Below are 26,992 nucleotides of genomic sequence, written 5' to 3'. Positions count from 1 at the left end.
GGTTGCATGCGGATCGCTGTTCTCTCGGAATCCGATCAGGCGGAGGCGCGCGTCGCCGCCACCCCCGAGACCATCAAGAAATACAAGGCCCTTGGGGCCGAGGTCACCGTGCAGGCAGGAGCAGGCGGGCGCGCCGGCTTCCCGGACGCGGAGTACGAGGCCGCAGGCGCTGCCGTTGCGGCCACGGCCGAGGAAGCCGCGAAGGACGCCGACATCGTCCTGAAGGTCCGCCGGCCCGAGACCTCCGAGCTTGCCGCCCTCAAGCCCGGCGCCCTCCTCATCGCCATCATGGACCCCTACGGCCAGGACGCCGCCCTCAAGGCGCTGGCCGATGCCAAGGTCTCGGCCTTCGCCATGGAGCTGATGCCGCGCATCACCCGGGCGCAGGTGATGGACGTGCTCTCCTCCCAGGCCAATCTCGCGGGCTACCGCGCCGTGATTGACGCGACCGCCGAATACGGCCGCGCCATGCCGATGATGATGACCGCTGCCGGCACCGTGCCGGCCGCCCGGGTCTTCGTCATGGGCGCGGGCGTCGCGGGCCTCCAGGCCATCGCCACCGCCCGCCGCCTGGGCGCGGTGGTCACGGCCACGGACGTGCGTCCCGCCGCCAAGGAGCAGGTGGAGAGCCTGGGCGCCAAGTTCATCGCGGTCGAGGACGAGGAATTCAAGCAGGCCGAGACCGCAGGCGGTTACGCTAAGGAAATGTCGGCCGAGTACCGGGCCAAGCAGGCCGCGCTCGTCGCCTCCCACATCGCCAAGCAGGATATCGTCATCACGACCGCCCTCATCCCGGGCCGCCCGGCGCCGAAGCTCGTGACGCGCGAGATGGTGGAGGCGATGAAGCCCGGCTCCGTCATCGTCGATCTGGCGGTGGAACGGGGCGGCAACGTCGAACTCGCCGAGCCGGGCCGGGTGGCGGAGCACAACGGCGTGAAGATCGTCGGCCATCTCAACGTGCCGGGCCGCCTCGCGGCGACCGCCTCGAGCCTCTATGCCCGCAACCTCTATGCCTTCGTCGAGACGCTGGTCGACAAGGCGGCGAAGACGCTGGCCGTCAAATGGGACGATGAACTCGTGAAGGCGACCTGCCTGACCCGCGACGGCGCGATCGTCCACACGGCCTTCCAGCCGACAGCGTAAGGGGCAAGAAAGCCATGGCTGTACTCACACCCGAACAGGCGGTCGAACAGTCCCGGGCGGCGGCCGATGCCGCCCAGCGCGCGGCCGAGACGGCCCAGGCCATCGCCGACCAGGTCGCGGCGGCCGCAAGTGCCGCAACTCACGGGGCGGTCGACCCTACGGTGTTCCGGCTGGCGATCTTCGTGCTGGCCATCTTCGTGGGCTATTACGTAGTCTGGTCGGTGACGCCGGCCCTGCATACGCCGCTCATGTCCGTCACCAACGCCATCTCGTCCGTGATCGTGGTGGGCGCGGTCCTGGCCGTGGGCGTCAATGTGGCGCCGGCCCTCGGAGATGGGCCGGTCTGGGCGCGGGCCCTCGGCTTCATTGCCCTCATCCTGGCGTCCATCAACATATTCGGCGGCTTCCTGGTGACCCAGCGGATGCTCGCCATGTACCGCAAGAAGGGTTGAGGCGATGTCGGCGAATCTGGCCTCGATCCTGTACCTCGTCTCCGGCGTCCTGTTCATCCTGGCCCTTCGCGGCCTGTCCCATCCCACCACCTCCCGGCAGGGTAACCTCTACGGCATGGTGGGCATGGGGATCGCCATCGTCACGACCCTGCTCGTGTCCCCGCCGAGCGGCTTCGGCGGCTGGGCCCTGGTGATCGCCGGCCTCGCCATCGGCGGCGGTATCGGCGCCGTGGTGGCCAAGCGTGTGCCGATGACCGCCATGCCGCAGCTCGTGGCGGCCTTCCACTCCCTGGTGGGCATGGCGGCCGTGCTGGTGGCGGCGGGCGCGCTCTACGCGCCGCAGGCCTTTGGCATCGGCTCGGTCGGCACCATCCATGGCGGCTCGCTCTTCGAGATGGCCCTCGGCGTCGCCATCGGGGCCGTCACGTTCACGGGTTCGGTCATCGCCTTCCTGAAGCTCGACGGACGCATGTCCGGCAAGCCGATCCTCCTGCCGCAGCGTCACCTGCTCAACATCGCACTCGGCGTGCTGCTTCTCGTCCTGCTCATCGCCTTCATCCGCACGGAGAGCCACACGCTGTTCTGGCTGATCGTGCTGGTGTCCTTCGTGCTCGGCGTGACGCTCATCATCCCCATCGGCGGCGCCGACATGCCCGTCGTGGTGTCGATGCTCAACTCCTATTCGGGCTGGGCCGCGGCCGGCATCGGCTTCACGCTGGGCAACCTCGCGCTCATCATCACGGGCGCCCTGGTGGGCTCCTCGGGCGCGATCCTGTCCTACATCATGTGCAAGGGCATGAACCGCTCCTTCATCTCGGTGATCCTCGGCGGCTTCGGGGCGAGACGGCCGCCGCTGCCGGCGGCGCCACCGAGGCACGGCCCGTGAAGCAGGGCTCGGCCGACGATGCGGCCTTCATCCTCAAGAACGCCGCCAAGGTCATCATCGTGCCGGGCTACGGCATGGCGGTGGCGCAGGCGCAGCACGCCCTGCGCGAGATGGCCGACCAGCTCAAGGCCGAAGGCGTCGAGGTGAAATACGCCATCCATCCGGTGGCAGGCCGCATGCCCGGCCACATGAACGTGCTGCTCGCCGAGGCGAACGTTCCTTACGACGAGGTGTTCGAGCTCGAGGACATCAACGGCGAGTTCGCGCAGGCCGACGTCGCCTTCGTGATCGGCGCCAACGACGTGACGAACCCGGCCGCCAAGACCGATCCGGCCTCGCCGATCTACGGCATGCCGGTGCTCGACGTGGAGAAGGCCAAGACCGTGCTTTTCGTGAAGCGCAGCATGGGCTCCGGCTATGCGGGCGTCGAGAACGAGCTGTTCTTCCGGGACAACACCATGATGCTCTTCGGCGACGCCAAGAAGGTCGTGGACGAGATCCTGAAGAACCTGGACTGACGTCCCGACAGAATCCTCGCCAATTCCGGGGGCGCCAGATGCGGCCAGCCCCCGGCTCATGGAGCCGCGTATGGGCGTGACGTTGCGGATGGCGGGCCCCGCCGACCGGAGTGCCGTCATCGAGCTGATCCACAAGCTCAATGTCTTCGAGGCGGATCTCACCGGTGACCGCCGCCGGGACCATGGCGCCGCGCGGGATTATTACAACGAACTCCTCCAGCGGCTCGCCGGGCGGCAGGGCCGCATCGTGCTGGCCGAGGCGGACGGCATCGTGGTCGCCGCCATGGGCTTCTCCATCGATCAGGATGCGGCTTACGTCACCGACGACGTGCGCCGGCACGGCACCGTGACGGACCTGATCGTGCATGAGGAATGGCGCGGCCGCGGGATCGGCCGGATGCTGCTCGAGGAAGCCGAACGCCTCACCCGCGAGGCGGGCCTCCAGCGCCTCATGATCGGCGCCCTCGTCGCCAACGAGCGGGCCGAGCGCACCTACCGGGAATTCGGCTTCGAGCCTTACGTGTCCTACATGGTCAAGGGGCTGTCATAGTCCCGGCCGGAGCCTCGGCGAAGATCAGCTTCGGCCAGCGCTCCGCCCAGTCCTTGCCGGCGAGCCGCTGCCGGTAAATGTCCATCTTCCCGCGGAAGGCCGGGGTCGGCCTGACTGTCAAACCGATGAGGTCATTGATCCCGTGGGGAGCCAGAATCTCCACCCGACCGGCAGCGAGCCGCGCGGCGATTGCCGTGGCGGTCTCGGGCCAATGGGAGATCGCGTCCGCCGTATTGCGATAGGGCCTTTCGCCGTTGCGCAGGTGCATCCGCGCCTGGTTCCTCACCTGCCAGTTCGGGTCGGCGCAGAGGCGGCGGAGTTCTCGCTCCAAGGCGGCGTCCCGCGCCTTACTCACATCGGCCGGGTCGAAGTACACCACGTCCACATCGTCGAGGGAGGCGAGGTCGAAGACGCGCCCGTGCAGTGCGTCCCAGACGGCGTTGCGGACGAAGCCCGCGCCGATCCAGCTATCGGGGAGGGTGAGGGATGCCACAACGGCAAGAAGCCCACGCATGGGGGCGTGGGCTTCGATCAGGCTCGCGATATCCGCCAGGCCGCGCAGGGGCTGAGCCATGGCGGTCCTGTGCCTTACAGGCGCGAATTCCCCTGGCGTGCCACCGTGTTGGAGCTGTCGATGGACAGGGCCCGCTGGAAGCTCTCGGCCGCCTGGCTCTTCTTGCCCTGGCGCTCGAAGGCCACGCCGCGCCAAGCCCAGGAATCGGCGTCGCGGGCATTCACGTTGAGGGCGGCGTTGAAGTCCTCGATGGCCTTGTCGTACTGCCCGGTCGCCACGAGGCTCTGGCCGCGGGCCGCGTAGGGCGCGGCCACGAAGGGGTTGCGGTCGATGGTGGCGTCGAAGTCCAGGATCGCCTGAGGATGCATGCCCTGGCGCTGGTAGAGCAGGCCGCGGGCATGGAGCGCCTCGGCCGATTCGGGCAGCAGGCGGATCGCCACATTCAGGTCGTTGAGGGCGTCCTGATACTGATTCTGGACCCGGAGCAGGTTGGCGCGCCCGATATAGGCCGGGCCGTAATTCGGGTCGGCCTGGATGGCGCGGGTGAAATCGGCGAGCGCCTGGTCGTTCCGTCCGGTCTGCCGCAGGGCGAGGGCGCGGTTGGTATAGGCCGGTGCGTAGTTGGGATCGAGCTGGATCGCCTTGGAGAAATCCGCCATGGCGTCGCTGTAGCGGCCCACCCGCGCATAGGCGGCGCCACGGGTGTTGTAGGCGCTGGGATCTGCCGGGTTGCGTTCGATCACCTCGGACAGGGAGGCGATGTTCACCTTGCTGGTGCCCTGCGTATCTTCCTCGACGACGGCGATGCGGCGGGTGACGCCCCCGCCGGTGGTCTCGCAGCCTGCGAGCGCAAGGGCCACGAAGGTCAGGGTCAGGGGCGCAAAGCGGCGAATCGATGAGTCGAGCACCTTCGTCTCCAGCTCAATGAATGGGATAGGCTCACCCTAAGGGGTAAACCTTAACAGCCATGAAATAAAGCAGCATAGACGGGGAGGGGAGGCCCTGAAATGCAATCGGCGCCCGGTCTTTTCAGACGGGCGCCGCTCACAATCGAGAGACCAAATTCTTGATGCTCTGGAAGAGCTTAACGGGCCGGGCGGCCCGGCGCGGCGACGCGCGGCTTGGACGGCAGCAGGCCTTCGCGCTGCATGCGCTTGCGGATCAGCTTGCGGGCGCGGCGAACGGCCTCGGCCTTTTCACGGGCCTTCTTCTCGGACGGCTTCTCGTAATGACCGCGAAGCTTCATCTCGCGGAAGATACCCTCACGCTGCATCTTCTTCTTGAGAGCGCGGAGCGCCTGGTCGACGTTGTTATCCCGGACAAGAACCTGCACGCGAATTCCTCGTATTGATCCGTTTCGATTGTGACAAAAACAAATAAGGCGCGTCCTGCGCACCTTTATCTGACCGGCGTGACTATCAGAGGAGGGCCCGATTGTCCAGGGTTTCCGCCAAGAAAAGCGCCGGCCAAGGCTACGGCCGTTGCTGACAACGCCGGAGGGTCGAGAAGGTTTCATTCCCCTTCGGGGAAGATCCGGGTCACGTGCCCCATTTTGCGGCCGGGCCTTGCCTCGGCCTTGCCGTAGAGCTGGAGATGCGCGCCCGGCTCCGCGAGGAGGCGTTCCCAGGCCTCCACGTCGTCGCCGATCAGGTTCTGCATCTCGACCCGGCCGAGCCGGGCGGTGGCGCCGAGCGGCCAGCCGCAGACAGCCCTGACATGCTGCTCGAACTGGGAGGTCGTGGCGCCGCCGAGGGTCCAATGGCCCGAATTATGGACCCGGGGAGCGATCTCGTTGACCACCAGGCGCTCCTTAGCCCCATCCGTCACGAGAAACAGCTCGACCGCGAGGACGCCGACATAATCCAGCGCCTCGGCAATGGACCGGGCGATCGCGAAGGCCTCTTCCTCGGTCCGCTGCGAAACGCCGGCCGGGACGCGGGTCGTCGCCAGGATGTGGTGGCGGTGTTCGTTCGCGCAGAGATCGTAGGCCGCGAAGGCGCCCGCGGCCGTGCGGGCGGCCACCACCGACACTTCCCGCTCGAAGGGCACAAACCCTTCGAGGATGGCTGGAGCCCGGCCGATGGCCGCAAAGGCGGCGGCAGGATCCGTCTCCGGGCGGATCATCGCCTGGCCCTTGCCGTCATAGCCGAAACGCCGGGTCTTGAGCACGGCAGGCCGGCCGATCCGCTCCAGCGCGGCCGCAAGTTCCGCCTCGTCGGAAACGGCCGCGAAGGGCGCCGTCGGAATGCCGAGGCCGGACACGAAGGTCTTTTCGCTCAGCCGGTCCTGGGACACGGACAGGGCGTGCGCGTTGGGCGCCAGGGGCGCATGGGCGCTCAGGATCGCCGCGGTGGCGCCCGGGACGTTCTCGAATTCGTAGGTGACCACGTCGACCGCCTTGGCAAAACGCACCAGGGCCGCCTCGTCCTCATAGGCCGCAACCGTGTGCTCGGCGGCGACATCGAAGGCGGGACTGTCCCGCTCCGGGGCATAGATGTGGGTGCGCAGGCCGAGCTCGGCGGCCGCCATAGCCATCATGCGGCCGAGCTGGCCGCCGCCGAGGATGCCGAGGGTGCAGCCGGGGCGCATCATGCGGTCATTCCTCCTCGGCGGGCCGCTCGGCCACGCTCTCGCTCTGGCGGGCGCGCCAGGCGTCGAGACGCCGGGCAAGGGCCTCATCGTGCAGGGCGAGAACCGCCGCCGCCAGGAGGGCGGCATTCACGGCGCCGGCCCGCCCGATCGCGAGGGTGCCGACCGGAATGCCGGCGGGCATCTGGACGATGGACAGGAGGCTGTCCTGCCCGGACAGGGCCTTCGATTCCACCGGCACGCCGAAGACCGGGAGAGACGTCATGGCGGCCGTCATGCCGGGCAGGTGCGCGGCTCCGCCTGCACCCGCGATGACGACCTGGAAGCCCGCCGCCTTCGCGCCCTTGGCGAAGGACACCAGCCGGTCCGGCGTCCGATGGGCGGAGACGATCCGCGCGTCGTAAGGAATTTCGAGGAGATCGAGGGTTTCGGCGGCATGGCGCATGGTCGCCCAGTCGGACTGACTGCCCATGATGATGGCAACGGGGATTCCCGCCATGTTCCGGCTCCGGCTCTGGCCAATGCGTCAGGCGGGCATAACGAAGGCTTTCGGGCCAAGCAAGGCCGTTGCGCGGCCGGGTTCCGGTTTTCAAGGCCCGTTTTGTCTCCTGCTGTCCCGAGAGGGATCAGGCGATGATGTCGGGCGTGATCTGGTCCTCGATCCGCATGATGCGATCCTTGAGGACGAGCTTGCGCTTCTTGAGGCGTTGAACCTGCAATTGGTCGCCGGCGATCATCTGCTCCAGCGCCTCGATCGCCATGTCCAGATCCCGGTGCTCCTGCTTCAGTCGCGAGAGTTCTGTTTCGAGTTCAGCCAGATCGTGCATCGAACAGCCCAGATGGCGCGGCACCCGGAAGGGCGCGCGAGAAGGCGAAATTATGCGCCCGGCCCTGTCCGAGAGCAAGGTCAAACCCTGTGGGCGACCTCCCTCGATTTGCCGCAATGCGGCACGTTTTGCCTTCGACTCGCCACTTTCTGTGTGTCACACTTCCGTCGTCAGACATCGAACAGGAGGTTGCTGACATGCCGCTGCAGAATCATCTTGTGGAACTCGAACGGAAGCATCAGGCGCTTGAGCGCGAGATTCAGGATGCTCTCAACCACCCGTCCATGGATGACACGAGGCTGGCGGAACTGAAGCGCAGAAAGCTTCAGCTCAAGGATCAGATCACCCGCCTCAAGGGCTCTCACGCGGTGATGCACTGAACGCCGCCTTTTACAAATCGACTCCCCATCGAAAAGCTGCCGCTGTCCTCTGGGAGAGCGGCAGTTTTTCCGTGGTGGAGCCTCATAGGAGCGCCTGCGCTCCGTCGATGATGAGCTTCGCACCCACCAGGATCAGCAGGCCGTAGACGAGGGTGTAGAACCGGTCCCCCGAAACCCGGCGCACCAGCAGGACGCCCATCCACGTGGAGGCGATCGCCACCGGGAACAGCACCGCCGCCGTCACGAGATTCTCGCCCGTGAACTGGCCGAGGGCCATGTAGGGCGGCACCTTGATCCAGTTGCTGAGAGCGAAGAACACCGCCCCGGTGCCGACGAACACGTCCCGCGGCAGCCGCTGGGGCATCACATAGATCTGGAAGGGCGGGCCGCCCGCATGGGCGATCATGCTGGTGAAGCCCGTCACGCAGCCCCAGAACAGGCCGCGGGGCACATCGGCCTTTGCGGGAGCAGGCGGTGTCTTGCGCCGTTCCAGGATCAGCCGCCGGACCGCGAAGGCGAGCGAGATCGTCCCCACCGCCAGGGTCACGGCGGCATCCGAGACCCGCGCGGCCAGGAGATAGCCGGACAGGATGCCGAGGATGGCGCTCGGCACGAGGATCATGAGGTTGCGCCGGTCCCAGGTGTGCCGGTAGGCCCAGACGGTCACCACGTCCTGGACGATCAGGATCGGCAGCATGATGGCGGCGGACTGGACCGGGGAGACGACCAGGGCCATGAGCGGCAGGGACAGGAGCCCCAGGCCCGAGAAGCCTCCCTTGGCGAGGCCCATCAGGACGACCGCCGGAACGGCGGCGGCATAGAACAGGGGTTCGGTGATCATGGGAAAAACTGGCCGAAAGTCGCCGCTGACCGCGGCTCCGCCGCCTGCTACCACGGTATGGCCGTGAAGTCTCATGCGGCGGACACATTGGGGGAAGGTCATGACGTCGACCCAAGCGACATCGTCCGGCTTGACATCGTCCCATCCGGCCCCGGCTGAGCGGAGCCGCTACCGGGAAGTCTACGAGCGCTGGCGGTCCGATCCGGAGCTGTTCTGGGAGGAGGCCGCCCGGGAGATCGACTGGATCACGCCCGCCCGGAAGGTCTTCGATCCGTCGGCCGGCATCTACGGACACTGGTTCGTCGGGGCCGAGTGCAACGCCTGCTACAATGCAATCGACCGCCATGTGGAGCGCGGTCGCGCCGGTCAGGCGGCCCTCATCTACGACAGCCCGGTCACCGGAACGATCCGCACCTTCACGTACCATGAGCTGAGGGACGAGGTCGCGACCCTCGCGGCGGTCCTGCAGGACATGGGCGTCGGGAAGGGCGACCGGGTGGTCCTCTACATGCCCATGGTGCCCGAGGCGGTGTTCGCCATGCTGGCCTGCGCGCGGATCGGCGCCGTGCATTCCGTGGTCTTCGGCGGCTTCGCGGCGCGGGAACTCGCGACCCGGCTCGAAGACGCCACGCCAAAGCTCGTCCTCTCGGCCTCCTGCGGCATCGAGGTGGCCCGGGTTGTGCCCTACAAGCCTCTCCTCGACGAGGCGATTTCCTTAAGCCGCCACAAGCCCGAGGCCTGCCTCATCCTCCAGCGCCCCCAGGCGGAAGCCGCGCTGGCGGAAGGCCGCGACCGGGACTGGGCCGAGGCGGTAGCGGAAGCCCGCCGGGCCGGGCGGACGGCGCCCTGCGTGCCTATGGCCGCCACCGACCCGCTCTACGTGCTCTACACCTCCGGGACGACCGGACGGCCGAAGGGCGTGGTGCGCGACACGGGCGGCTACATGGTGGCCCTGAAATGGTCCATGAAGAACCTCTACGGCGTCGATCCGGGAGAGGTCTATTTCTGCGCCTCGGACGTGGGCTGGGTGGTCGGCCATTCGTACATCGTCTACGCCCCCCTCCTGCACGGCTGCACGTCGATCCTCTACGAGGGCAAGCCCGTCGGCACACCCGATGCGGGTGCCTTCTGGCGGGTCGCCTCAGCGCACAGAGCGGCGGTGCTGTTCACCGCGCCGACCGCCTTCCGGGCGATCAAGAAGGAGGATCCCAACGGGGACCTCCTGAAGGCCTACGATCTTTCGGGCTTCCGGGCCCTGTTCCTGGCCGGCGAGCGGGCGGATCCCGACACGGTGCAATGGGCGGAGCGGATTCTCGGCGTGCCGGTGATCGACCATTGGTGGCAGACCGAAACCGGCTGGCCCATCGTGGGCGACCCCCTCGGTCTCGGGGCCCTGCCGGTCAAATACGGCTCGCCCACCGTGCCGATGCCGGGCTACGACGTGCAGGTTCTCGACGAGGGCGGCCGGCCGCTGCCGCCGGACACCATGGGGGCTATCGCCATCAGGCTGCCGCTCCCGCCCGGCTGCCTTCCGACCCTGTGGCATGCGGACGAGCGCTTCCGCGAGGCGTATCTGTCGACCTATCCGGGCTACTACAACACCTCGGATGCGGGCTTCATCGACCAGGACGGCTACGTCTACATCATGGGCCGCACGGACGACATCATCAACGTGGCCGGGCACCGGCTCTCCACGGGCGGCATGGAGGAGGTGCTGGCCTCCCATCCGGCCGTGGCCGAATGCGCCGTGATCGGCGTGCGGGACTCCCTGAAGGGCGAGGTGCCCTGCGGGTTCGTGGTGCTGAAATCCGGGGTCGGCCAGTCGCCCGCGGCGGTCGAGACGGAGCTGGTGGCTCTGGTGCGTGAGAGGATCGGCCCCGTCGCGGCCTTCAAGCTCGCCATCACGGTCGGCCGCCTGCCCAAGACCCGCTCCGGCAAGATCTTGCGCGGCACCATGAAGAAGATCGCCGACGGCGAGACCTGGACGATGCCCGCCACCATCGACGACCCCGCAATCCTCGACGAGATCGGCGCGGTGCTGAAGGGGAGGGGATTGGGCTGAGTTGAGGGCCGTCGGCCAGGGTTGGAATGACGCGGGAAACGCCACCCTGCTCTCCTCCCCCTTGTGGGGAGGAGATGGAGGTGGGGGTGTGAGCGCCATTCTGGATTCAGTCCAGCGCCGGCACCCCCACCCTTAGTCCCTCCCCACAAGGGGGAGGGAAACAGGTCGCGCCTTGTCTCTGTCGCGCTACCTCTCCCTCCAGGAGAGGTGAAAGGCACCGAAACGAAAAGGCCCGGATCTCTCCGGGCCTCCTGCGGTCTTATTCCTCGTCTTCGTCCTCGTCGGGACGCTTGAGCTGCTTGAGCTTGGCGAAGACCGAGTTCACGTCGATCTCTTCTTCCTTCGCGGGCTTCGGCCGGCTCATGTCGGCGAAGGGCTCGTCGCGCGTGGGCTCGGGCTCGGCCGTGGAAATCTCGGCCGGCATGAGGGTGCCGCCGCCTTCCTGGGCGGCGACCGCATGGGGCCGGTCCTTCGCGGCGCGCTGGACTTCGAAGTCGAGGTCGATCTGCGAGCAGAGGCCGAGCGTCACCGGGTCCATCGGGCTGAGGCTCGCGGAATTCCAGTGCGTGCGGTCGCGGACCTGCTGGATCGTGGTCTTGGTCGTGCCGACGAGGCGCATGATCTGCGCGTCCTTCAGCTCGGGATGGTTGCGCACGAGCCAGAGAATGGCGTTCGGACGGTCGTGGCGGCGCGACACGGGGGTGTAGCGGGGGCCTTTCTTGATGCGCTTCTGCTCCGGCAGCTTCACCCGGGTCTCGGCCATCTTCAGGCGATGGTTCGGGTTTCCTTGCGCCTTCTCGATCTCCTCGCGGGTCAGCTGGCCCGTCGTGATGGGATCGAGGCCCTTAATGCCGGTCGCCACCTCACCGTCCGCGATGCCCTTCACCTCGAGGGGGTGGAGCTTGCAGAAATCGGCGATCTGGTCGAACGACAGGGACGTATTCTCGACGAGCCACACGGCTGTCGCCTTCGGCATCAGCGGTCCTTGGGACATGGGCTTTGCTCCTTCAGGCCGGGCGCCCGCTCGTCGGCACCGCACGGCAAAACTCTCTTGCGCTCCGTCCCGGCTGGGCCGGAGCGATCTCGTCTCACGATGTGAGGGAAACAGGATTATTATAGGGAGCCTGTCCCCATGTTGCAATTCTCTTAAAGGGTCAGGACGATCTTTCCGACATGCGCGCTGCTCTCCATGCGGGCATGGGCCTGGGCTGCTTCCTGGAGGGGAAAGCGCGAATCCATCACCGGCCTGGCCCGGCCCTGGCGCAGGAGCGGGAGCACCTTTTCGTCCAGGGCGCGGGCGATGGCGGCCTTCTCGGCAACGCTGCGGGCCCGCAGGGTCGAGCCCGTATGGGTCAGGCGCTTGAGCATGAGAAAGCGGAAATCGACCTCGACCCGGCTCCCCTTGAGAAAGGCGATCTGGACGATTCGCCCGTCCCGGGCCGCGGCCCCGTAGTTGCGGGAAATGTAGTCGCCGCCGACCATGTCGAGGATGACGTCGGCGCCCCGACCATCCGTCGCCTCCTTCACGGCCGCGACGAAATCGGCCTCCCGATAATTGACCGCGAGATCGGCGCCGAGGCTCCGGCAGGAGGCGCATTTCTCGTCCGTTCCGGCGGTGGCGATCACCCGGGAGCCGAAGGCCTTGGCCAGTTGGATCGCCGTAGTGCCGATGCCGGACGTGCCCCCGTGGACGAGCAGGGTCTCGCCCGGCTTCAGCCCGCCCCGCTCGAACACATTGGTCCAGACCGTGAAATAGGTCTCGGGCACCGCCCCGGCTTCCTCCATCGAAAGGCCATCCGGAACCGGAAGGGCGTTGGTCTCGTGGACGGTGGCGTATTCCGCATAGCCGCCGCCGGGGATCAGGGCCATCACGGGAGCGCCGAGCGGAAAGCGGGCGGCATTGGGGCCCGCGGCCGCCACCTCGCCGGCGATCTCGAGGCCGAGGATGTCCGGCGCGCCGGGTGGCGGCGGATAGCCGCCCTGGCGCTGGAGGACATCAGGGCGGTTCACGCCGGCCGCCTTCACGCGCACGAGAATTTCACCTTCGCCCGGCTGGGGGACGGGGCGCTCGACCACGGTGAGCACCTCGGGGCCGCCCGGTTCCCGGGCGACGACCGCGCGCATCGTGTCAGAAATTGCCGTCATTCCGTCCTCCTTCGGCCAAAGGTTGATGGATATAGGGCAAGATTGGCAATCTGCGCATTGCGCTCTACCCTCTCGGGAGTGTGTGGAAGGAGGATGTCATGGCTTTCGATCCCTTCGACGAGGAAACGCGGGTCGCTTCTGCGAGCCACGAATTCGGCCAGGACCTCTCGATCCTGTCCATCGACGAGATCGAGGACCGCATCGCCCTTCTTGAACGGGAGATCGCCCGCCTGCAGGAAGCCAAGCGCGGCAAGGAGAATTCCCTGGCTGCCGCGAGCGCTTTCTTCAAGCTCGGCTCCGCCTGAGGGTGGAGCTTTAACCGGGCATTAAGCCTTTTCGGCGAAGATCGGAGCCATCCAGTTCTCTCCCTGGATGACGAGTGGCATCGCCCACTCTGTTTGACGCCTCCCTGTTATGACTCGAGCCGCCCCCGGCGGCTCAATTTTTGGGTGCTCCTCCCGAGCTTAACCTTAAGAGAGGGTTATCGGAGCATCGAACCAAGAGGCGCTCTATAGTGTTCTCCTGATAGATCGAGGTCTCGGGCCGGTGGGCGGTCGGAGGTTCGTTGTGTTTGGAGATGGCTCATGAGCGAACCCGATGTGATCAAGCTGGGAGCCGGAACTGTCCCGTTCGGGCATAGCTTCGTCCATTCGGAGGCGTTCAAGGCCCTGTTCCAGGAAGGTATGGAGCTCGTCGAGGACACGGCCGCCTATCTCGACGGCGAGGGGCGGTTCGATTCGAAGCGCCTGCCCCGAGAGGGCGTCATCGCCTACGCGACCGAGAGCATGCGCCTGACCACCCGGCTGATGCAGGTCGCCTCGTGGCTTCTGCTGCAGCGGGCCGTCGCCGAGGGCGAGATCACGCCCGATCAGGCCCAGCTCGAAAACAACCGCGTCCATCTGACCCAGCAGGACACCATCACGACCGTGGACGATTACGAGGCCCTGCCGAGCCGCCTGAAGGAGCTGATCGGTCTCGCCACCCGGATCCATGCCCGGATCCTCCACCTCGAGCGCCTCATGTCGGAGCCGGACCATGTCCCACCTCTGCCGCGCCCCAACCCGGTCGCAGCCCAGCAGCGCCTGCTGGAGCAGGTGTTCGGCGGGAACTAGAGCTACGCAATTCGCAATGGCGCGGGAGGCGCCTACCTCCCCTCTCCAACTCTCCCCACAAGGGGGAGGGAATTGCGCCGCGTTGCTGTCGCGCATTGTTGTTCTCGTCACCTAAACGCAAAAAGCCCCGCCGGAGCGGGGCTTTCGCGTTCGGGCCGGAGGTCCGGAAACTCTGATTCGGCTTACTTCTTGCCGAACGACATGTTGCCGAACTTCGTGTTGAAGCGCGACAGACGGCCGCCGCGGTCGAGCAGCTGCTGCTGGCCGCCGGTCCAGGCCGGATGGGTGTTCGGGTCGATGTCCAGGTTGAGGGTGTCGCCCTCTTTGCCGTAGGTGGACCGGGTCGTGAACTCGGTGCCGTTGGTCATCACGACCTTGATGTAGTGGTAGTCGGGGTGGTCGGTTTCTTTGCGCGCCATTGCCATATCCTCTTGCGGTCCGCCAGCGTGGTGCCCGCAGCCTGCGATCGAGCTGTCTTGAAAGGTTGCGGGCCTATACCTTACTTGGAACCCTGAAACAAGCCGGGACAGGGAATCAAACCCTTTGAGCGCCCGACATCCCGGAAACGATATCAGACATGCCTTCTGACCCCGACGGATCCCAGCGCCCCAAAGCGGCGCTTAGCGCCCTAAGACCCCTCCTGCCTTATGCGCTCGCCTACAAGGGGCGGATCCTGGCGGCCCTGGCGGCCCTTCTCCTCGCCTCCGCCATGACCCTGGCGATGCCGGTCGCCGTCCGGCGGGTGATCGATCTCGGCTTCACCGAGGGGGGCAGGGGGCTGATCAATGCCTATTTCGGCGTCCTGCTCCTGGTGGTGGGGCTCCTCGCCCTGGCCAGCGCCTCCCGCTATTATTTCGTGATCACCCTGGGCGAGCGGGTGGTGGCCGATCTGCGCGCCGCGGTCTTCCGGCATCTCACGTCTTTGGATCCGGCCTTCTTCGATCAGGCCAAGAGCGGCGAGATCGTCTCCCGCCTCACGGCCGACACCACCCAGGTCAAGGCGGCCTTCGGGGCCAGCATCTCCATCGCCCTGCGCAACTTTTTCCTGTTCATCGGCGCGGTGGCACTGATGATCTTCACGAGCCCCAAGCTCTCGGCGCTGGTTCTCGTGGCGATTCCGGTCATCGTCCTGCCTCTCGTCATGTCCGGCCGGGCCGTGCGGCGCCGCTCCCGGGCCGCTCAGGACCGGCTTGCCGACGCCTCGGCCTATGCGGCGGAGGCCATCGGGGCCGTGCGGACCATGCAGGCCTTCGGCATGGAGCGGAACACGGCCCTGCGCTTCTCGGCCGCCGCCGAGGAGGCGTTCGAGGCCGCGCGCCTCTCTACGACCATGCGGGCCTTCCTCACCGGGATCGGCCTGTTCCTCGTCTCGGCCAGCGTGGTCGGGGTGCTCTGGTATGGGGCGCAGGACGTGATCGCCGGCACCATGAGCGCCGGCCAGCTCTCCCAGTTCGTGCTCTATGCGGTCTTCGCCGCGAGCTCCCTGGGGCAGCTCTCGGAAGTTTATGGGGAGCTCGCCCAGGCGGCCGGGGCAGCGGAGCGCCTCGGCGAGATCCTCGCGGCCCAGCCCAGCGTCAAGGCGCCGGCCCATCCCCGGCCGCTCCCGCAGCCCTCCCTCGGCACCCTGGCGTTCGAGAACGTGCATTTCGCCTATCCGACCCGCTCCGACCAGCGGGCCCTCCACGGGCTGAGTTTCACGGTGGCGGCGGGCGAGCGCGTGGCCCTCGTCGGCCCCTCGGGGGCGGGCAAGAGCACGGTCCTTCAGCTGCTGCTGCGGTTCTACGATCCCCAGCAGGGCACCATCCTGGTGGACGGCCTGCCTATCTCCGAGGTGGATCCCCTGGCGCTGCGCCTCCGGATGGCCCTGGTGCCGCAGGAGCCGACGGTCTTCGCCACGAGCGTGCTCGACAACATCCGTTACGGCCGACTGGACGCCTCCGAGGAGGAGGTCCGCCGGGCGGCCGAGCTCGCCTCGGCGGACGGGTTCATCCGGGCCCTGCCGCAGGGTTATGCGACGCAAATCGGCGAGCGGGGCATCACGCTCTCGGGCGGGCAGCGCCAGCGGCTCGCCATCGCGCGGGCCATTCTGAAGGACGCACCGATCCTGCTGCTCGACGAGGCGACTTCGGCCCTCGATGCCGAAAGCGAGCGAAAGGTCCAGGGAGCCCTCGACCGGCTCATGGAGGGGCGGACCACCCTGGTGATCGCCCATCGCCTCGCCACGGTGCGGTCCGCGAACCGGATCCTCGTGATGGATGGCGGGCAGATCGTCGAGGAGGGGACCCACGACAGCCTGCTGGCCGCAAGCGGCCTCTATGCCCGGCTCGCCCGCCTCCAGTTCACGGGCGCGGACGGCCGGGCCCAGGCGGCCGAATAGGCCGATCGAACCCGGACGCCTCTCCGGCCGTTGAAAGGGGCGGCCGCGCTTCGGCCGTGCCATCGGGCCGAGGGAGATCGGAATGGTCGACAACCTGAACAAGCGGCATCCGCAGGATGCCTCCCGCATCAATGTCCATGAGGATTGGGAGGTCCGCTATTGGACCGGAAAGTGGAACGTGTCCCGCCAGCAGCTCATGGACACGGTCCGGCGCGTCGGCGTCCAAGTCTCGGATGTGGCGAAGGCCCTCGGCAAGGATCGCTGAAACCTCAGCGCTCCGTCAGTTTCAGCTCGATCCGCCGGTTGCGGGCGTAAGCCTCTTCGGTCGTGCCGAGATCGAGGGGCTGGTACTCGCCAAAACCGGCCGCGAGCAGGTGCTGAGGCTGGACGCCCCGGGCCACGAGGGCCTGGACCACCGCGATGGCGCGGGCGGCCGAGAGGGCCCAGTTCGACGGGAACTGTGACGTCGCGATGGGGCGGGCATCCGTATGGCCGTCCACCCGGACGACCCAGGGAATGTCCGGCGGAATCTGCTTCTGCAATTCCACGAGCGCGCTGGCGATACGGTCGATCTCGTCCGAGGCTTCGGGCTTGAGGGTGGCCTGACCGGCCGGGAAGAGCACTTCCGATTGGAAGACGAAGCGGTCGCCGACGATGCGCACGTCCGGCCGGTTGCCGAGGATCTGGCGCAGGCGGCCGAAGAAATCCGAGCGGTAGCGGGCAAGCTCCTGCACCCTCTGGGCAAGCGCCACGTTGAGGCGGCTGCCGAGATCGGCGATCCGGGCCTGGCTCTCCTTGTCGCGGCTCTCCGAGGCCGCCAGCGCCTCCTCCAGGGCCGCAAGCTGGCGACGCATGGCGGCGATCTGCTGGTTGAGGATTTCCACTTGGCTCAGGGCTCGCCCGGTGGCCTGGCGCTCCGCGTCGAGGGCCGAGTTCAGCTCGCTGGCCCGGGCCTGAGCGTCGCCGCCGCTCTCGATCAGGCCCTGCAGCCGGGCCCTGTCGGCCTCCGCCGCCTTGAGCGTGGTCTGGAGGGCCGAGAGGTTCTCCTCCGTGGTCCGCCGGCTCGATTTCTCGAGGGCCAGGAGGTCGGTGAGCTCGGCAATCTGCCGGTTCAGGCGGTCGAGCACCGTGTCCCGGCTCGACAATTCCCGGGACAGGAAGAACTGCCCGACCATGAAGACCGAGATCAGGAAGACGATGGACAGGAGCAGGGTCGAGAGCGCATCGACGAAGCCGGGCCAGTAATTGAGCTGTCCCTGGCGACCCCGCCGCCGTCCCCCGGTGCCGGCGGTCGGCATCAGGGCAGCCTTTCGCGGGCAAGCCGGTCGAGCACCTGCTTGAGTTCCTTCTCGCGGGCGGCCTGGGCCTCCACCCAGTCGCGGATCATCTGCTGCTCGGCGCGCATGTGCTGGACGAGGCCCTGCACGCCCTCGGCCAGATTGGCCATGGCCTGGGTCGAGGCCCGCCCGCCCGCTCCGTCATTGACGGCAGCCGTCAGGCGGTTGAGCGCGAGCGCGATGTCGTTCGGCGTGCCGGACCTCAGGGAGAGGTCGGGAGCCGTGTCGGTGGTGGAGGTGGCGAGCCAGTCCTCGAGCTCGGTATAGAAGCGGTTCTGCGCTTGGCCCGCCTGAAGGTCGAGGAAGCCGAGCACCAGGGAGCCGGCGAGGCCGAAGAGGGAGGCCGAGAAGGACAGGCCCATGCCCTGGAGCGGCCCGGCCAGGGAGTTCTTGAGCTCGTCGAAGAGCACGGCCGTGTCCTGGCCGGTGCGCAGGGACGAGATGATCCGGCCGACGGAGCCCACCGTGTCGATGAGGCCCCAGAAGGTGCCGAGAAGGCCGAGGAAGACCAGGAGGCCGGCGAGATAGCGCAGGATCTCGCGGCTCTCGTCCAGGCGCGCGCCGATCGAATCGAGGAGCGAGCGGGTGGCCGTGACGGACAGGAGCGAATGGATCGAGCGGTTGGCGATGAAGGCCGCAAGGGGGGCCAGGAGAACCGGCGTGGTCGGCTGGATGAGGCCTTCCTCGGTCTGGCGGATGGTGTTGACCCACCGTACCTCGGGAAAGAGCCGCCAGACCTGCCGGATGGCGAGCACGATCCCGATGAACATCACGCCGATGATCAGGCTGTTGAGGCCCGGATTGGCCAGGAAGGCATTCCAGACCTGCTTGTAGAGGATGAAGGCGACGAACCCGGCCAGGATCAGGAAAACAGCCATGCGGATGAGGTAGATCCGCGGTGGGGTGAGGGGCTGGTCTTCCATTGGGATCCTGCTCGCTGGTGCCTCAAGACCGTTCCAATGTGACGGGACGGGGAGGCGGGATCAAGCGTTGCCGCCCGGATCGTCCGCCTCCACAAACAGAAATATCAGCCTTTTGCCTTCTTCAAGAGCTTGACCAGCTCTCGGTGCAGAACTTCGTTGCCGCAGGCCACGCTTCCGGTCGCCATGGGGTTGCTCCCTCCGTCCGCGTCGGACACGAAGCCGCCGGCCTCCCGGATCAGCAGGATTCCGGCCGAAATATCCCAGGAATTGAGGCCCCGCTCCCAATAGGCGTCGAAGCGCCCGCAGGCCACGTAGGCCATGTCGAGGGCGGCCGCGCCCCAGCGGCGCATGCCGCCCGCATAGCCCATCACGGAGGCGGATTCGCGCAGGAACAGGGCGTGGTCGCCCTTGCCGATATGGGGCAGGCCGCAGGCGATCACGGCCTCGGCCATGTCGTTCCGGGCCGCCACGCGGATGCGGCGGTTGTTGAGAAAGGCGCCCTTGCCCCTCTCGGCGATGAAAAGCTCGTCCTTTGCCGGGTCGTAGACCACGCCGGCCACAACCTGCCCGTCGCGCTCCAGGCCGACCGAGATGGCGAAGTGGGGCAGCCCGTGGAGGAAGTTCGTGGTGCCGTCGAGGGGGTCGATATGCCAGCGGTGGCTTTGATCCTTGCCCTCCACGATCCCGCTCTCCTCCATCACGAAGCCGAAATCGGGGCGGGCCTTCTCGAGGGACTCGCGCAGGATCTTCTCGGCCTTGCGGTCCGCGGCCGAGACGAAGTCGCCCGGTCCCTTGCGGGACACCTGAAGGTTCTCGACCTCGCCGAAGTCGCGCTTGAGGGAACGCGAGGCCTTCATCACGGCATCGGTCATGACGGTCATGAGGGGCGAACGGATCATGGTCGGACGGTCCTGAAAGGGGCGGGAGGAAATGCGGTTCGGGTGGACCACGGGAGGGGGCGAACGTCAAGCGTCGGAAAGTTTCCAGCGTCGTTCCGGGCCCAGCGCTACGCGCTGTCCAGGAATGACGGGGAGGCGCGACCTGTTTCCCTCCCCCTTGTGGGGAGGGCCAGGGTGGGGTGCCAGCGCAGGACTGAAACCAGGTCGGCGCTGACACCCCCCTCTCCAACTCTCCCCCACCGCAAGTCGGGTGTTCCCGACTTGCGTCTGATGGGAGCGGATCTCGGGAACACCCGAGATCCGTGGGCGAGAGGGTAGGGTAGCGCCTCCCGCATCACCTCATGCGGAGACGGGTAAACGTCCCCTCACCGCATTCCGAGCCGCTCCGCCGCGACCTTCTCGGCGCGGGTCTTCTCCTCGGGGGTCATGTCCTTCAGGGCATCGTCGAGCCAGGCATCCGCGAGGCCCTGGGCCGAGGCGAGGAGGTGCCAGGCGGCGGCGTCGACCTTGTTCTGGGGCACGCCCCGTCCGGCCGCCAGCATCCGCGCGAGGCGGTTCTGGGCGATGGCGTTGCCCTTGGCGGCGGCGCTGCGGAAATAGCGCGCCGCCTTGGCCTCATTCTTCGCAACGCCGTCGCCGTTGAAGAGCAGGATCGCGTATTCCACCTCGCCCGTGGAGCTGCCGTTCCGGGCCGCCCGCTCGAAATAATGGGCCGCCTGGGCAGCATCGCGCGGGACGCCGCGGCCCTGGAGATAGAGAACGCCGAGCGCGTGCTGGGCGTCCGGGACCTCGGCCTCTGAGGCCTTGCGCAGGAGGTCGGCGGCGCGGGTAAGATCCGCATCGTTGGTGCTCGACAGGAGCAGGAGCGCGAGATTGTAGCAGGCGACCGGCTCGTTCTTGGCGGCTGCCTGTTCGAGCCATGCCTTGGCCTGGGCCGTGTCCTTCTTCATGCCGCGCCCGTCGAGCGCCATCAGCCCCAGGGATGCAAGCGCGTGGGCATCGCCGCGCTCCGCCGCGAGCCGATACCAGTCCGCCGCCTTCTCGGGGCTCATGGGGACGCCGAGGCCTTGGTTGTAGAGCTCGCCCAGCAGGGTCATGGCCGGGGCATCGTCCTTGTTCTTCACAAGACGCTGGGTTGCCTCCCGGAAGGCCGCGAGATAGTGGCCGCGCTGATAGGCGCCGTAGGCGGCGTCAGATTCGGCACGGGCCGCCGTGACGGAGACCACAAGGCACAGGAGCGCCGGGAGCAGGATTTTCCGCATCAGGACCCGGCCTCCTGCCGCGCGATGGCCTGGGAGGCGGCCGCGACGGCGGCGGCCGGCCCTTCGGGATGGGACCAGACTGCGTCGCCCAGCGCGATGAATTCCGCGCCGGTCGCCGCAAGAGGCCCAACCGCCTCCAGGCTCGGCGCAAAGGCTACGCAGGGGGTCTCGAAGATTTCCGCCCACCAGGCGGCCCGCTCCGTCACGCTGTCGAGGGACGGGAGAGAGCCGTCGGGCCGGGGTTCGCCGAACATCAGGTAATCAACCCCCGCTTCGCCCAAGGTCATGGCATCGTCCCGGGTCCTGATGCCGCCGGCCCCGACGGCGCGGTCCGCCTTCAGGCGCTCGCGCAGGTCCCGGGCCAGGGCGACGTCGCCCCGCACGTGGATTCCGTCGGCGCCGCCTCGTGCCGCAACGGCCGCGAGGTCGGCCTTCCCGTCGACGGAGATCAAGGCTGCCGCTCCGCTCTCCTGCACGGCGGGACATAGGGCCTTGGCCCGGTTGACGAGGGTCCGCTCGTCGGCGGCCGCAAGGCGCAGGAGCACCGCGGCCACATGGCCGCCGCCGCAGGCCTCGGCGAGGCGCGGCGCGAAGGAGGCGTCCTCCAGGAGAGGGGAGACGAGGTAGAGACGGGGGGAGGGTTCGGCCATGGCTTCTTGCGGGGTTCGGAACGGTCTGACAGCTACGCCATAACGAAAACGGGGCCATCTTGCGAGGCCCCGTTTCTGGGATGGGATTGAGGCGAAAGCCTGATGGCTTACTCGGCCGCCTGACGGCTCGCGCCGAACTTCGGGTCGAGCTCGCCGGAGGCGTAGCGCTTGGCCATCTCGGCCAGGGTGTAGACCCGCTTGATCTTGGAGGCCTGGCCGGCGGTGTTGAACTCCTGGAGGCGCTGCTTGCAGAGCTTGGTCATCGCCTCCATGGCGGGCTTCAGGTATTTGCGCGGATCGAACTCGCCGGGATTCTCCGAGAGGACCTTCCGGATCTGACCGGTCATCGCCATGCGGTTGTCGGTGTCGATGTTGATCTTGCGCACGCCGTGCTTGATGCCGCGCTGGATCTCTTCCACCGGCACGCCCCAGGTCGGCTTCATCTGGCCGCCGTACTGGTTGATGATGTCCTGCAGGTCCTGCGGCACCGACGAGGAGCCGTGCATCACCAGATGGGTGTTCGGGAGCTTGCGGTGGATCTCCTCGATCACGCGCATGGCGAGAATGTCGCCGTCGGGCTTGCGGGTGAACTTGTAGGCCCCATGCGAGGTGCCCATCGCAATGGCGAGCGCATCCACCTTCGTCTCAGCCACGAACTTCACGGCCTCGTCCGGATTGGTCAGGAGCTGGTCGTGCGAGAGCTTGCCCTCGGCCCCGTGGCCGTCCTCCTTATCGCCCATGCCGGTCTCGAGGGAGCCGAGCACGCCGAGCTCGCCCTCCACCGAGATGCCGCCGAGATGGGCCATCTCGACCACTTTGCGGGTCACGCCGACATTGTAGTCCCAGTCGCCCGGGGTCTTGCCGTCGGCCTTGAGGGAGCCGTCCATCATCACGGACGTGAAGCCGGCCTGGATCGCCGTCATGCAGGTGGCAGGCTCGTTGCCGTGGTCGAGATGCACGCAGACCGGAATGTGCGGATAGATCTCGGTGACCGCATCCATCATGTGCTTGAGCATGACGTCGTTGGCATAGGAGCGCGCGCCCCGGCTGGCCTGGATGATGACGGGCGCATCGACCTCGCCGGCCGCCGCCATGATGGCGAGCGCCTGCTCCATGTTGTTGATGTTGAAGGCAGGCACGCCGTAATCATGCTCGGCGGCGTGATCCAGAAGCTGCCTCAAGGTAATGCGCGCCATCTTTTCCTCCTGATTGGGCGCGCCAATGAAGCGCGCCGAAGCTGAACCGTGGCTTAAGCTCTCAAAGCCTCAACGCCCGGCAGCGCCTTGCCCTCGAGCCATTCGAGGAACGCGCCGCCCGCCGTAGATACATAGGTGAAGCTTTCCGCAACGCCAGCGTGGTTCAGGGCCGCGACCGTGTCGCCGCCGCCTGCGACCGAGACCAGCTTGCCGGCCTTGGTCCGCTCCGCCGCATGGCGGGCCGCCGCCACCGTGCCCTGATCGAAGGGCGCGATCTCGAAGGCCCCGAGGGGGCCGTTCCAGACGAGCGTCTTGGCGTCGTTGATGGCCGCGTTCACCCGCTCGACCGACTGGGAGCCCACGTCGAGGATCATCTGGTCCTCGGGGATCGCGTCGATGCCATAGGTGTGGTTGTGCGCGCCTGCCTTGAACTCATAGGCGCAGACCCCGTCCACCGGCAGGATGATGGCGCAATTGGCGTCGCGGGCCTTCTCGATGATCCGCATCGCGGTCGCGGCGAGGTCCTTCTCGGCCAGGGACTTGCCGATGTTCAGGCCCGTGGCGTGCAGGAAGGTGTTGGCCATGCCGCCGCCGATGACGAGGGCGTCGACCTTGGCGACGAGATTTTCGAGCAGGTCGATCTTGGTCGAGACCTTGGCGCCGCCCACGATGGCGACGACCGGGCGCTGCGGTGCCTCCAGGCCCTTGGTCAGAGCGTCGAGCTCGGCCTGCATGGTCCGGCCCGCATAGGCCGGCAGCACATGGGCGAGCCCCTCGGTCGAGGCATGGGCCCGGTGGGCCGCCGAGAAGGCGTCGTTGACGTAGAGGTCGCCGAGCTTCGCGAGGGCGGCCACGAAATCCTTGTCGTTCTTCTCCTCGCCCGCATGGAAGCGGGTGTTCTCGAGGAGCAGGACGTCGCCGTCCTTGAGGGCGGCGACAGCCTTTTCGGCCGCCTCGCCGATGCAGTCATCGGCGAAGGCGACGGGTTTTCCGAGGTGCTGCGCGACCGCCTCCGCGACCGGCTTCAGGGAATCCTTCGGATCCCGGCCCTTCGGGCGCCCGAAATGGGCGAGAAGGATTACCTTCCCGCCCTTGTCGGCGATTTCCCGGATGGTCGGGAGGACGCGCTCGATGCGCGTCGCGTCCGTGATGCGGCCATTCTCCATGGGGACGTTGAGGTCCACCCGGACGAGCGCGCGTTTCCCTTTGACGTCGGCCTGGTCGAGGGTGCGGAAGGCGGTCATGCGGGCCTCCGTCAGATGAGCTTCGCCATGGCGACGGCGGTGTCCGCCATGCGGTTCGAGAAGCCCCACTCGTTGTCGTACCAGGACATGATGCGCACGAAGGTGCCGTCCATAACCTTGGTCTGGTCCATGTGGAACGTGGACGAGGCCGGGTTGTGGTTGAAGTCGATGGAGACGTTCGGGTCGAGCGTGTAGGCGAGAACGCCCTTCAGCTCCTGCTCCGAGGCGCGACGGATCGCTTCGTTGATCTCTTCCTTCGTGGTCGCCTTCTTGGCGATGAACTTGAAGTCGATCACCGAGACGTTCGGGGTCGGCACGCGGATCGAGACGCCGTCGAGCTTGCCATTGAGTTCCGGTAGCACGAGGCCGACGGCCTTCGCGGCACCCGTCGAGGTCGGGATCATGGAGACCGCGGCCGCGCGGGCGCGGTAGAGGTCCTTGTGCATCTGGTCGAGGGAGGGCTGATCGTTGGTGTAGGAATGCACCGTCGTCATGAAGCCCTTCTCGATGCCGACCGCGTCGTGCAGCACCTTGGCGACCGGCGCGAGGCAGTTCGTGGTGCAGGAGGCGTTCGAGATGACGATGTGGTCCTTCGTCAGCTTGTCGTGGTTGACGCCATAGACCACCGTCAGGTCGGCGCCGTCGGCCGGGGCCGAGACGATGACGCGCTTGGCGCCCGCCTTCAGATGCGCCGAGGCCTTCTCCTTCGAGGTGAAGATGCCCGTGCATTCGAGCGCGATGTCGACGCCCAGCTCCTTGTGGGGGAGGGTGGCCGGATCCTTGATCGCCGTGACCTTGATCTTCTGGCCGTTGACGACGATCGAGTCGCCCTCGACCTTCACCTCGGCCGGGAAGCGGCCGTGGACCGAGTCGTAGCGCAGCAGGTGAGCGTTCGTCTCGACCGGACCGAGATCGTTGATGGCGACCACCTGGATGTCCGTGCGGCCGCTCTCCACGATGGCGCGGAGGATGTTTCGTCCGATGCGACCGAACCCGTTGATCGCGACCTTGACCGTCATAGCCTTAGCTCCCTTCTGCGATGGGCTTTAAATGCCTTGAGCCTCAGAGATTGTGCGTCCTGAGGATGTGCTCCGCAACAGCTTCGGGCGTGATGCCGAAGTGCCGGTAGAGTTCCTTGTACGGCGCGCTGGCGCCGAAGCCGTGCATGCCGACGAAAATTCCGTCCGGGCCGATCACCGAATCCCATCCGAAACGGACGGCGGCCTCGACCGCGACCTTGACCGGCGCATCGCCGATGATGCGGGCGCGCACCTTCTCGGGCTGTGCCAGGAACAGCTCGAGCGAGGGCACCGAGACAACGCGTACGGCGAAGCTTTGTTCGGCCAGGATCTTCTGGGCAGCGAGGGCGATCTCGACCTCGCTGCCGGACGCGAAGATGGTGGCGCGGGCCTTGCCCTCGGCCGGCGACAACTCATAGGCGCCCGTGGCCGAGAGGTTCTCGCGGCCCGCCTCCCGGCGCACCTGCGGCAGGTTCTGGCGGGTAAGGGCCAGGACGGTCGGGCCGTCCGTGCGCTCCAGGGCGAGCTGCCAGGCCTCCGCGGTCTCGATGGTGTCGGCCGGGCGGAAGACCCGCATCTTGGGCATGGAGCGGAGCGCCGCCAGGTGCTCCACCGGCTGGTGGGTGGGGCCGTCCTCGCCGAGGCCGATGGAATCGTGGGTCATCACGTAGACGACCGGGATGCCGGCGAGCGCCGCGATGCGCATGGCAGGCCGCGCGTAATCGGTGAAGACCAGGAAGGTCGCGCCGGCCGGCACGAGGCCGCCATGGAGCGCGATGCCGTTCATGGCCGCCGCCATGCCGTGCTCGCGGATGCCGTAATGGATGTAGCGGCCCGCATACTGGCCGGGCGAGATGGCCGTGAGGTTCTTGGTCTTGGTGTTGTTGGAGGGCGTCAGGTCAGCCGAGCCCAGCACCAGCTCCGGCACGGCCTCGGTGATCACCTCGAGGGCGATCTCGCTCGCCTTGCGGGTCGCGACGTTCTGCGGCTCGGCCGAGAGGCGCTCCTTCAGCTTGGCGACGGCGTCCGACAGCCCCTCGGGGCGCGCGCCCTTCATGCGGCGCTCGAACTCGGTCCGCTTGTCGCCCGGCTGGGCCTTCAGGCGGTCGCTCCAGGCCTTGCGCTGGCGGCGGCCCTTCTTGCCGGCCTTGGCCCAGGCGTCACGGATGTTCTCGGGGATCTCGAAGGGGGCGTAGTTCCAGCCCAGGGCCTTCTTGGCGCCCGCGAGCTCCTCGGTGCCGAGCGGCTCGCCATGGGCCTTGGAAGTGCCGGCCTTCTTGGGCGCGCCGAAGCCGATGGTGGTGCGGCAGGCGATCATCGTCGGGCGGTCGGACTTCTGGGCGCGGGACAGGGCCCGGGCGAGGGCCTTCTCGTCATGGCCGTCGACGCGCACCGCGTTCCAGCCGCAGGCCTGGAACCGCTTCACCTGATCGACGGAATCGGAGAGCGACAGGGGGCCGTCGATGGAGATGCCGTTGTCGTCGAAGAGCACGATGAGGCGGTTCAGCTTCAGGTGGCCGGCGAGCGCGATGGCCTCCTGGCTGATGCCCTCCATCAGGTCGCCGTCGGAGGCGAGCACATAGGTGCGGTGGTCGACGAGATCGTCGCCGTATTCGGCATTGAGCATGCGCTCGGCGAGCGCCATTCCGACCGCCGTCGCGATGCCTTGGCCAAGGGGACCGGTCGTCGTCTCGACGCCGGGCGTCATGAAGTTCTCCGGGTGGCCCGGGGTCTTCGAATCGAGCTGGCGGAAGCGCTTGAGCTCGTCGATGGTCATGCCCTTCACGCCCGTGAGGTGGAGGAGGGCATAGAGCAGCATGGAGCCGTGGCCGGCGGAGAGCACGAAGCGGTCGCGGTCGGGCCAGGTCGGGTCGGTGGCGTCGTATTTCAGGAACTTGGTGAACAGCACCGTCGCCATGTCGGCGGCGCCCATGGGTAGGCCGGGATGGCCGGATTTGGCTTGCTCGACGGCATCCATGGCGAGAACGCGAACGGCGTTCGCCAGATCGGAATGGGTGACGCGATCGGCGGAGACGGTATTGGGCACGGCTGGATCCACAAAAAAT

General features: G+C 67.3%; 28 protein-coding genes and 1 pseudogene. 10 read left to right on the top strand and 19 right to left on the bottom strand.

The features are described 5' to 3' along the window. The first annotated feature begins 6 nt into the window (after positions 1–6). From C4E04_RS17365 to C4E04_RS17350, 4 genes and pseudogenes are all read left to right on the top strand, one after another. A complete protein-coding gene (locus tag C4E04_RS17365; RefSeq protein WP_109599426.1) occupies positions 7–1,143 on the top strand; it encodes a Re/Si-specific NAD(P)(+) transhydrogenase subunit alpha in 1,137 nt (378 codons plus the stop codon). 14 nt (positions 1,144–1,157) lie between these two features. After that, a complete protein-coding gene (locus tag C4E04_RS17360; RefSeq protein WP_109599423.1) occupies positions 1,158–1,595 on the top strand; it encodes a proton-translocating transhydrogenase family protein in 438 nt (145 codons plus the stop codon). A 4-nt stretch (positions 1,596–1,599) separates the two neighbouring features. Next, positions 1,600–2,999: pseudogene (locus tag C4E04_RS17355) on the top strand (NAD(P)(+) transhydrogenase (Re/Si-specific) subunit beta). Between the two features lie 70 nt (positions 3,000–3,069). Further along, positions 3,070–3,549 carry a GNAT family N-acetyltransferase gene (locus C4E04_RS17350; protein WP_162559444.1) on the top strand — a complete coding sequence of 160 codons (480 nt, stop codon included), beginning with the start codon at positions 3,070–3,072 and terminating at the stop codon, positions 3,547–3,549. Here the strand turns inward: C4E04_RS17350 and C4E04_RS17345 are convergent. From C4E04_RS17345 to C4E04_RS17320, 6 genes are all read right to left on the bottom strand, one after another. Continuing rightward, a complete protein-coding gene (locus C4E04_RS17345; RefSeq protein ID WP_109599419.1) occupies positions 3,533–4,123 on the bottom strand; it encodes a nucleotidyltransferase family protein in 591 nt (196 codons plus the stop codon). The two genes, C4E04_RS17350 and C4E04_RS17345, sit on opposite strands and share 17 nt — an antisense overlap. Positions 4,124–4,137: 14 nt before the next feature. After that, a complete protein-coding gene (locus tag C4E04_RS17340; protein WP_109599417.1) occupies positions 4,138–4,971 on the bottom strand; it encodes a tetratricopeptide repeat protein in 834 nt (277 codons plus the stop codon). Between the two features lie 176 nt (positions 4,972–5,147). Next, on the bottom strand, positions 5,148–5,396 hold the full coding sequence (gene rpsU, locus C4E04_RS17335; protein WP_109599415.1) for a 30S ribosomal protein S21: 249 nt from the start codon (positions 5,394–5,396) through the stop codon (positions 5,148–5,150). A gap of 179 nt (positions 5,397–5,575) precedes the next feature. Next, positions 5,576–6,655 carry a 5-(carboxyamino)imidazole ribonucleotide synthase gene (locus tag C4E04_RS17330; protein WP_109599413.1) on the bottom strand — a complete coding sequence of 360 codons (1,080 nt, stop codon included), beginning with the start codon at positions 6,653–6,655 and terminating at the stop codon, positions 5,576–5,578. Positions 6,656–6,659: 4 nt separating this feature from the next. Then, positions 6,660–7,151, bottom strand: a complete 492-nt coding sequence (gene purE / locus C4E04_RS17325; protein ID WP_109599411.1) for a 5-(carboxyamino)imidazole ribonucleotide mutase — start codon at positions 7,149–7,151, stop codon at positions 6,660–6,662. 127 nt (positions 7,152–7,278) lie between these two features. Further along, positions 7,279–7,479, bottom strand: a complete 201-nt coding sequence (locus C4E04_RS17320) for a YdcH family protein (protein ID WP_109601243.1) — start codon at positions 7,477–7,479, stop codon at positions 7,279–7,281. A gap of 197 nt (positions 7,480–7,676) precedes the next feature. On the opposite strand from C4E04_RS17320, the gene C4E04_RS17315 reads away from it, so the two are divergent. Beyond that, positions 7,677–7,859, top strand: coding sequence for a YdcH family protein (locus tag C4E04_RS17315; protein ID WP_109599409.1), 183 nt, complete (start codon positions 7,677–7,679; stop codon positions 7,857–7,859). Between the two features lie 82 nt (positions 7,860–7,941). Here the strand turns inward: C4E04_RS17315 and C4E04_RS17310 are convergent, their stop codons facing one another. Further along, positions 7,942–8,700: a sulfite exporter TauE/SafE family protein gene (locus C4E04_RS17310; RefSeq protein ID WP_109599407.1), complete on the bottom strand. Its 759-nt coding sequence runs from the start codon at positions 8,698–8,700 to the stop codon at positions 7,942–7,944. 100 nt (positions 8,701–8,800) lie between these two features. Here C4E04_RS17310 and C4E04_RS17305 point away from each other — a divergent pair, with 100 nt between their 5' ends. Next, positions 8,801–10,762, top strand: coding sequence for a propionyl-CoA synthetase (locus tag C4E04_RS17305; protein ID WP_109599405.1), 1,962 nt, complete (start codon positions 8,801–8,803; stop codon positions 10,760–10,762). A gap of 259 nt (positions 10,763–11,021) precedes the next feature. Here the strand turns inward: C4E04_RS17305 and C4E04_RS17300 are convergent, their stop codons facing one another. Both C4E04_RS17300 and C4E04_RS17295 read right to left on the bottom strand, forming a co-directional pair. Further along, positions 11,022–11,756: a DUF1013 domain-containing protein gene (locus tag C4E04_RS17300; protein WP_109599403.1), complete on the bottom strand. Its 735-nt coding sequence runs from the start codon at positions 11,754–11,756 to the stop codon at positions 11,022–11,024. 152 nt (positions 11,757–11,908) lie between these two features. Further along, positions 11,909–12,907, bottom strand: a complete 999-nt coding sequence (locus C4E04_RS17295; protein WP_109599401.1) for an NAD(P)H-quinone oxidoreductase — start codon at positions 12,905–12,907, stop codon at positions 11,909–11,911. A 98-nt stretch (positions 12,908–13,005) separates the two neighbouring features. Here C4E04_RS17295 and C4E04_RS17290 point away from each other — a divergent pair, with 98 nt between their 5' ends. Both C4E04_RS17290 and C4E04_RS17285 read left to right on the top strand, forming a co-directional pair. Next, positions 13,006–13,212, top strand: coding sequence for a DUF1192 domain-containing protein (locus tag C4E04_RS17290; protein ID WP_109599399.1), 207 nt, complete (start codon positions 13,006–13,008; stop codon positions 13,210–13,212). Between the two features lie 279 nt (positions 13,213–13,491). Further along, positions 13,492–14,019, top strand: coding sequence for a DUF1465 family protein (locus tag C4E04_RS17285; protein ID WP_109599397.1), 528 nt, complete (start codon positions 13,492–13,494; stop codon positions 14,017–14,019). A gap of 182 nt (positions 14,020–14,201) precedes the next feature. Here the strand turns inward: C4E04_RS17285 and rpmE are convergent, their stop codons facing one another. Next, positions 14,202–14,438, bottom strand: a complete 237-nt coding sequence (gene rpmE / locus C4E04_RS17280; RefSeq protein ID WP_109599395.1) for a 50S ribosomal protein L31 — start codon at positions 14,436–14,438, stop codon at positions 14,202–14,204. Positions 14,439–14,596: 158 nt separating this feature from the next. Between rpmE and C4E04_RS17275 the strand changes: the two genes are divergently transcribed. Both C4E04_RS17275 and C4E04_RS17270 read left to right on the top strand, forming a co-directional pair. Beyond that, a complete protein-coding gene (locus tag C4E04_RS17275; RefSeq protein WP_109599393.1) occupies positions 14,597–16,396 on the top strand; it encodes an ABC transporter transmembrane domain-containing protein in 1,800 nt (599 codons plus the stop codon). An 82-nt stretch (positions 16,397–16,478) separates the two neighbouring features. Next, the gene (locus C4E04_RS17270; RefSeq protein ID WP_109599391.1) at positions 16,479–16,661 is read left to right on the top strand and encodes a DUF3606 domain-containing protein; all 183 of its coding nucleotides are present in this window, start codon (positions 16,479–16,481) and stop codon (positions 16,659–16,661) included. Between the two features lie 4 nt (positions 16,662–16,665). Here C4E04_RS17270 and C4E04_RS17265 read toward each other — a convergent pair whose 3' ends face one another. The 9 genes from C4E04_RS17265 to tkt form a co-directional block, all read right to left on the bottom strand. Then, positions 16,666–17,694, bottom strand: a complete 1,029-nt coding sequence (locus tag C4E04_RS17265; protein ID WP_109599389.1) for a peptidoglycan -binding protein — start codon at positions 17,692–17,694, stop codon at positions 16,666–16,668. After that, positions 17,694–18,656: a flagellar motor protein MotA gene (locus C4E04_RS17260; RefSeq protein ID WP_109599387.1), complete on the bottom strand. Its 963-nt coding sequence runs from the start codon at positions 18,654–18,656 to the stop codon at positions 17,694–17,696. Before C4E04_RS17260 ends, C4E04_RS17265 begins: the two co-directional genes overlap by 1 nt. Positions 18,657–18,760: 104 nt before the next feature. Then, positions 18,761–19,555 carry an inositol monophosphatase family protein gene (locus tag C4E04_RS17255; protein ID WP_109601241.1) on the bottom strand — a complete coding sequence of 265 codons (795 nt, stop codon included), beginning with the start codon at positions 19,553–19,555 and terminating at the stop codon, positions 18,761–18,763. A gap of 365 nt (positions 19,556–19,920) precedes the next feature. Further along, a complete protein-coding gene (locus C4E04_RS17250) occupies positions 19,921–20,817 on the bottom strand; it encodes a tetratricopeptide repeat protein (RefSeq protein ID WP_109599385.1) in 897 nt (298 codons plus the stop codon). Next, positions 20,817–21,467 (bottom strand): thiamine phosphate synthase, encoded by a 651-nt coding sequence (locus tag C4E04_RS17245; protein ID WP_109599383.1) that lies wholly within the window; start codon positions 21,465–21,467, stop codon positions 20,817–20,819. The genes C4E04_RS17250 and C4E04_RS17245 overlap by 1 nt, the downstream gene beginning before the upstream one ends. Positions 21,468–21,574: 107 nt before the next feature. Continuing rightward, on the bottom strand, positions 21,575–22,663 hold the full coding sequence (gene fba, locus C4E04_RS17240; RefSeq protein WP_109599381.1) for a class II fructose-bisphosphate aldolase: 1,089 nt from the start codon (positions 22,661–22,663) through the stop codon (positions 21,575–21,577). A 53-nt stretch (positions 22,664–22,716) separates the two neighbouring features. Then, positions 22,717–23,907, bottom strand: coding sequence for a phosphoglycerate kinase (pgk, locus tag C4E04_RS17235; RefSeq protein ID WP_109599379.1), 1,191 nt, complete (start codon positions 23,905–23,907; stop codon positions 22,717–22,719). Between the two features lie 11 nt (positions 23,908–23,918). Continuing rightward, on the bottom strand, positions 23,919–24,926 hold the full coding sequence (gene gap, locus C4E04_RS17230; protein ID WP_109599377.1) for a type I glyceraldehyde-3-phosphate dehydrogenase: 1,008 nt from the start codon (positions 24,924–24,926) through the stop codon (positions 23,919–23,921). Between the two features lie 43 nt (positions 24,927–24,969). Next, complete coding sequence (gene tkt / locus C4E04_RS17225) at positions 24,970–26,904, bottom strand: transketolase (protein ID WP_245416346.1); 1,935 nt, start codon at positions 26,902–26,904, stop codon at positions 24,970–24,972. Between the last annotated feature and the right edge of the window lie 88 nt (positions 26,905–26,992).

Source organism: Microvirga sp. 17 mud 1-3, from assembly GCF_003151255.1.
Taxonomy (GTDB): Bacteria; Pseudomonadota; Alphaproteobacteria; order Rhizobiales; family Beijerinckiaceae; genus Microvirga.
The sequence above is the reverse complement of the archived record's forward strand: the minus strand, read 5'-3'. Positions and strand labels throughout refer to the sequence as shown.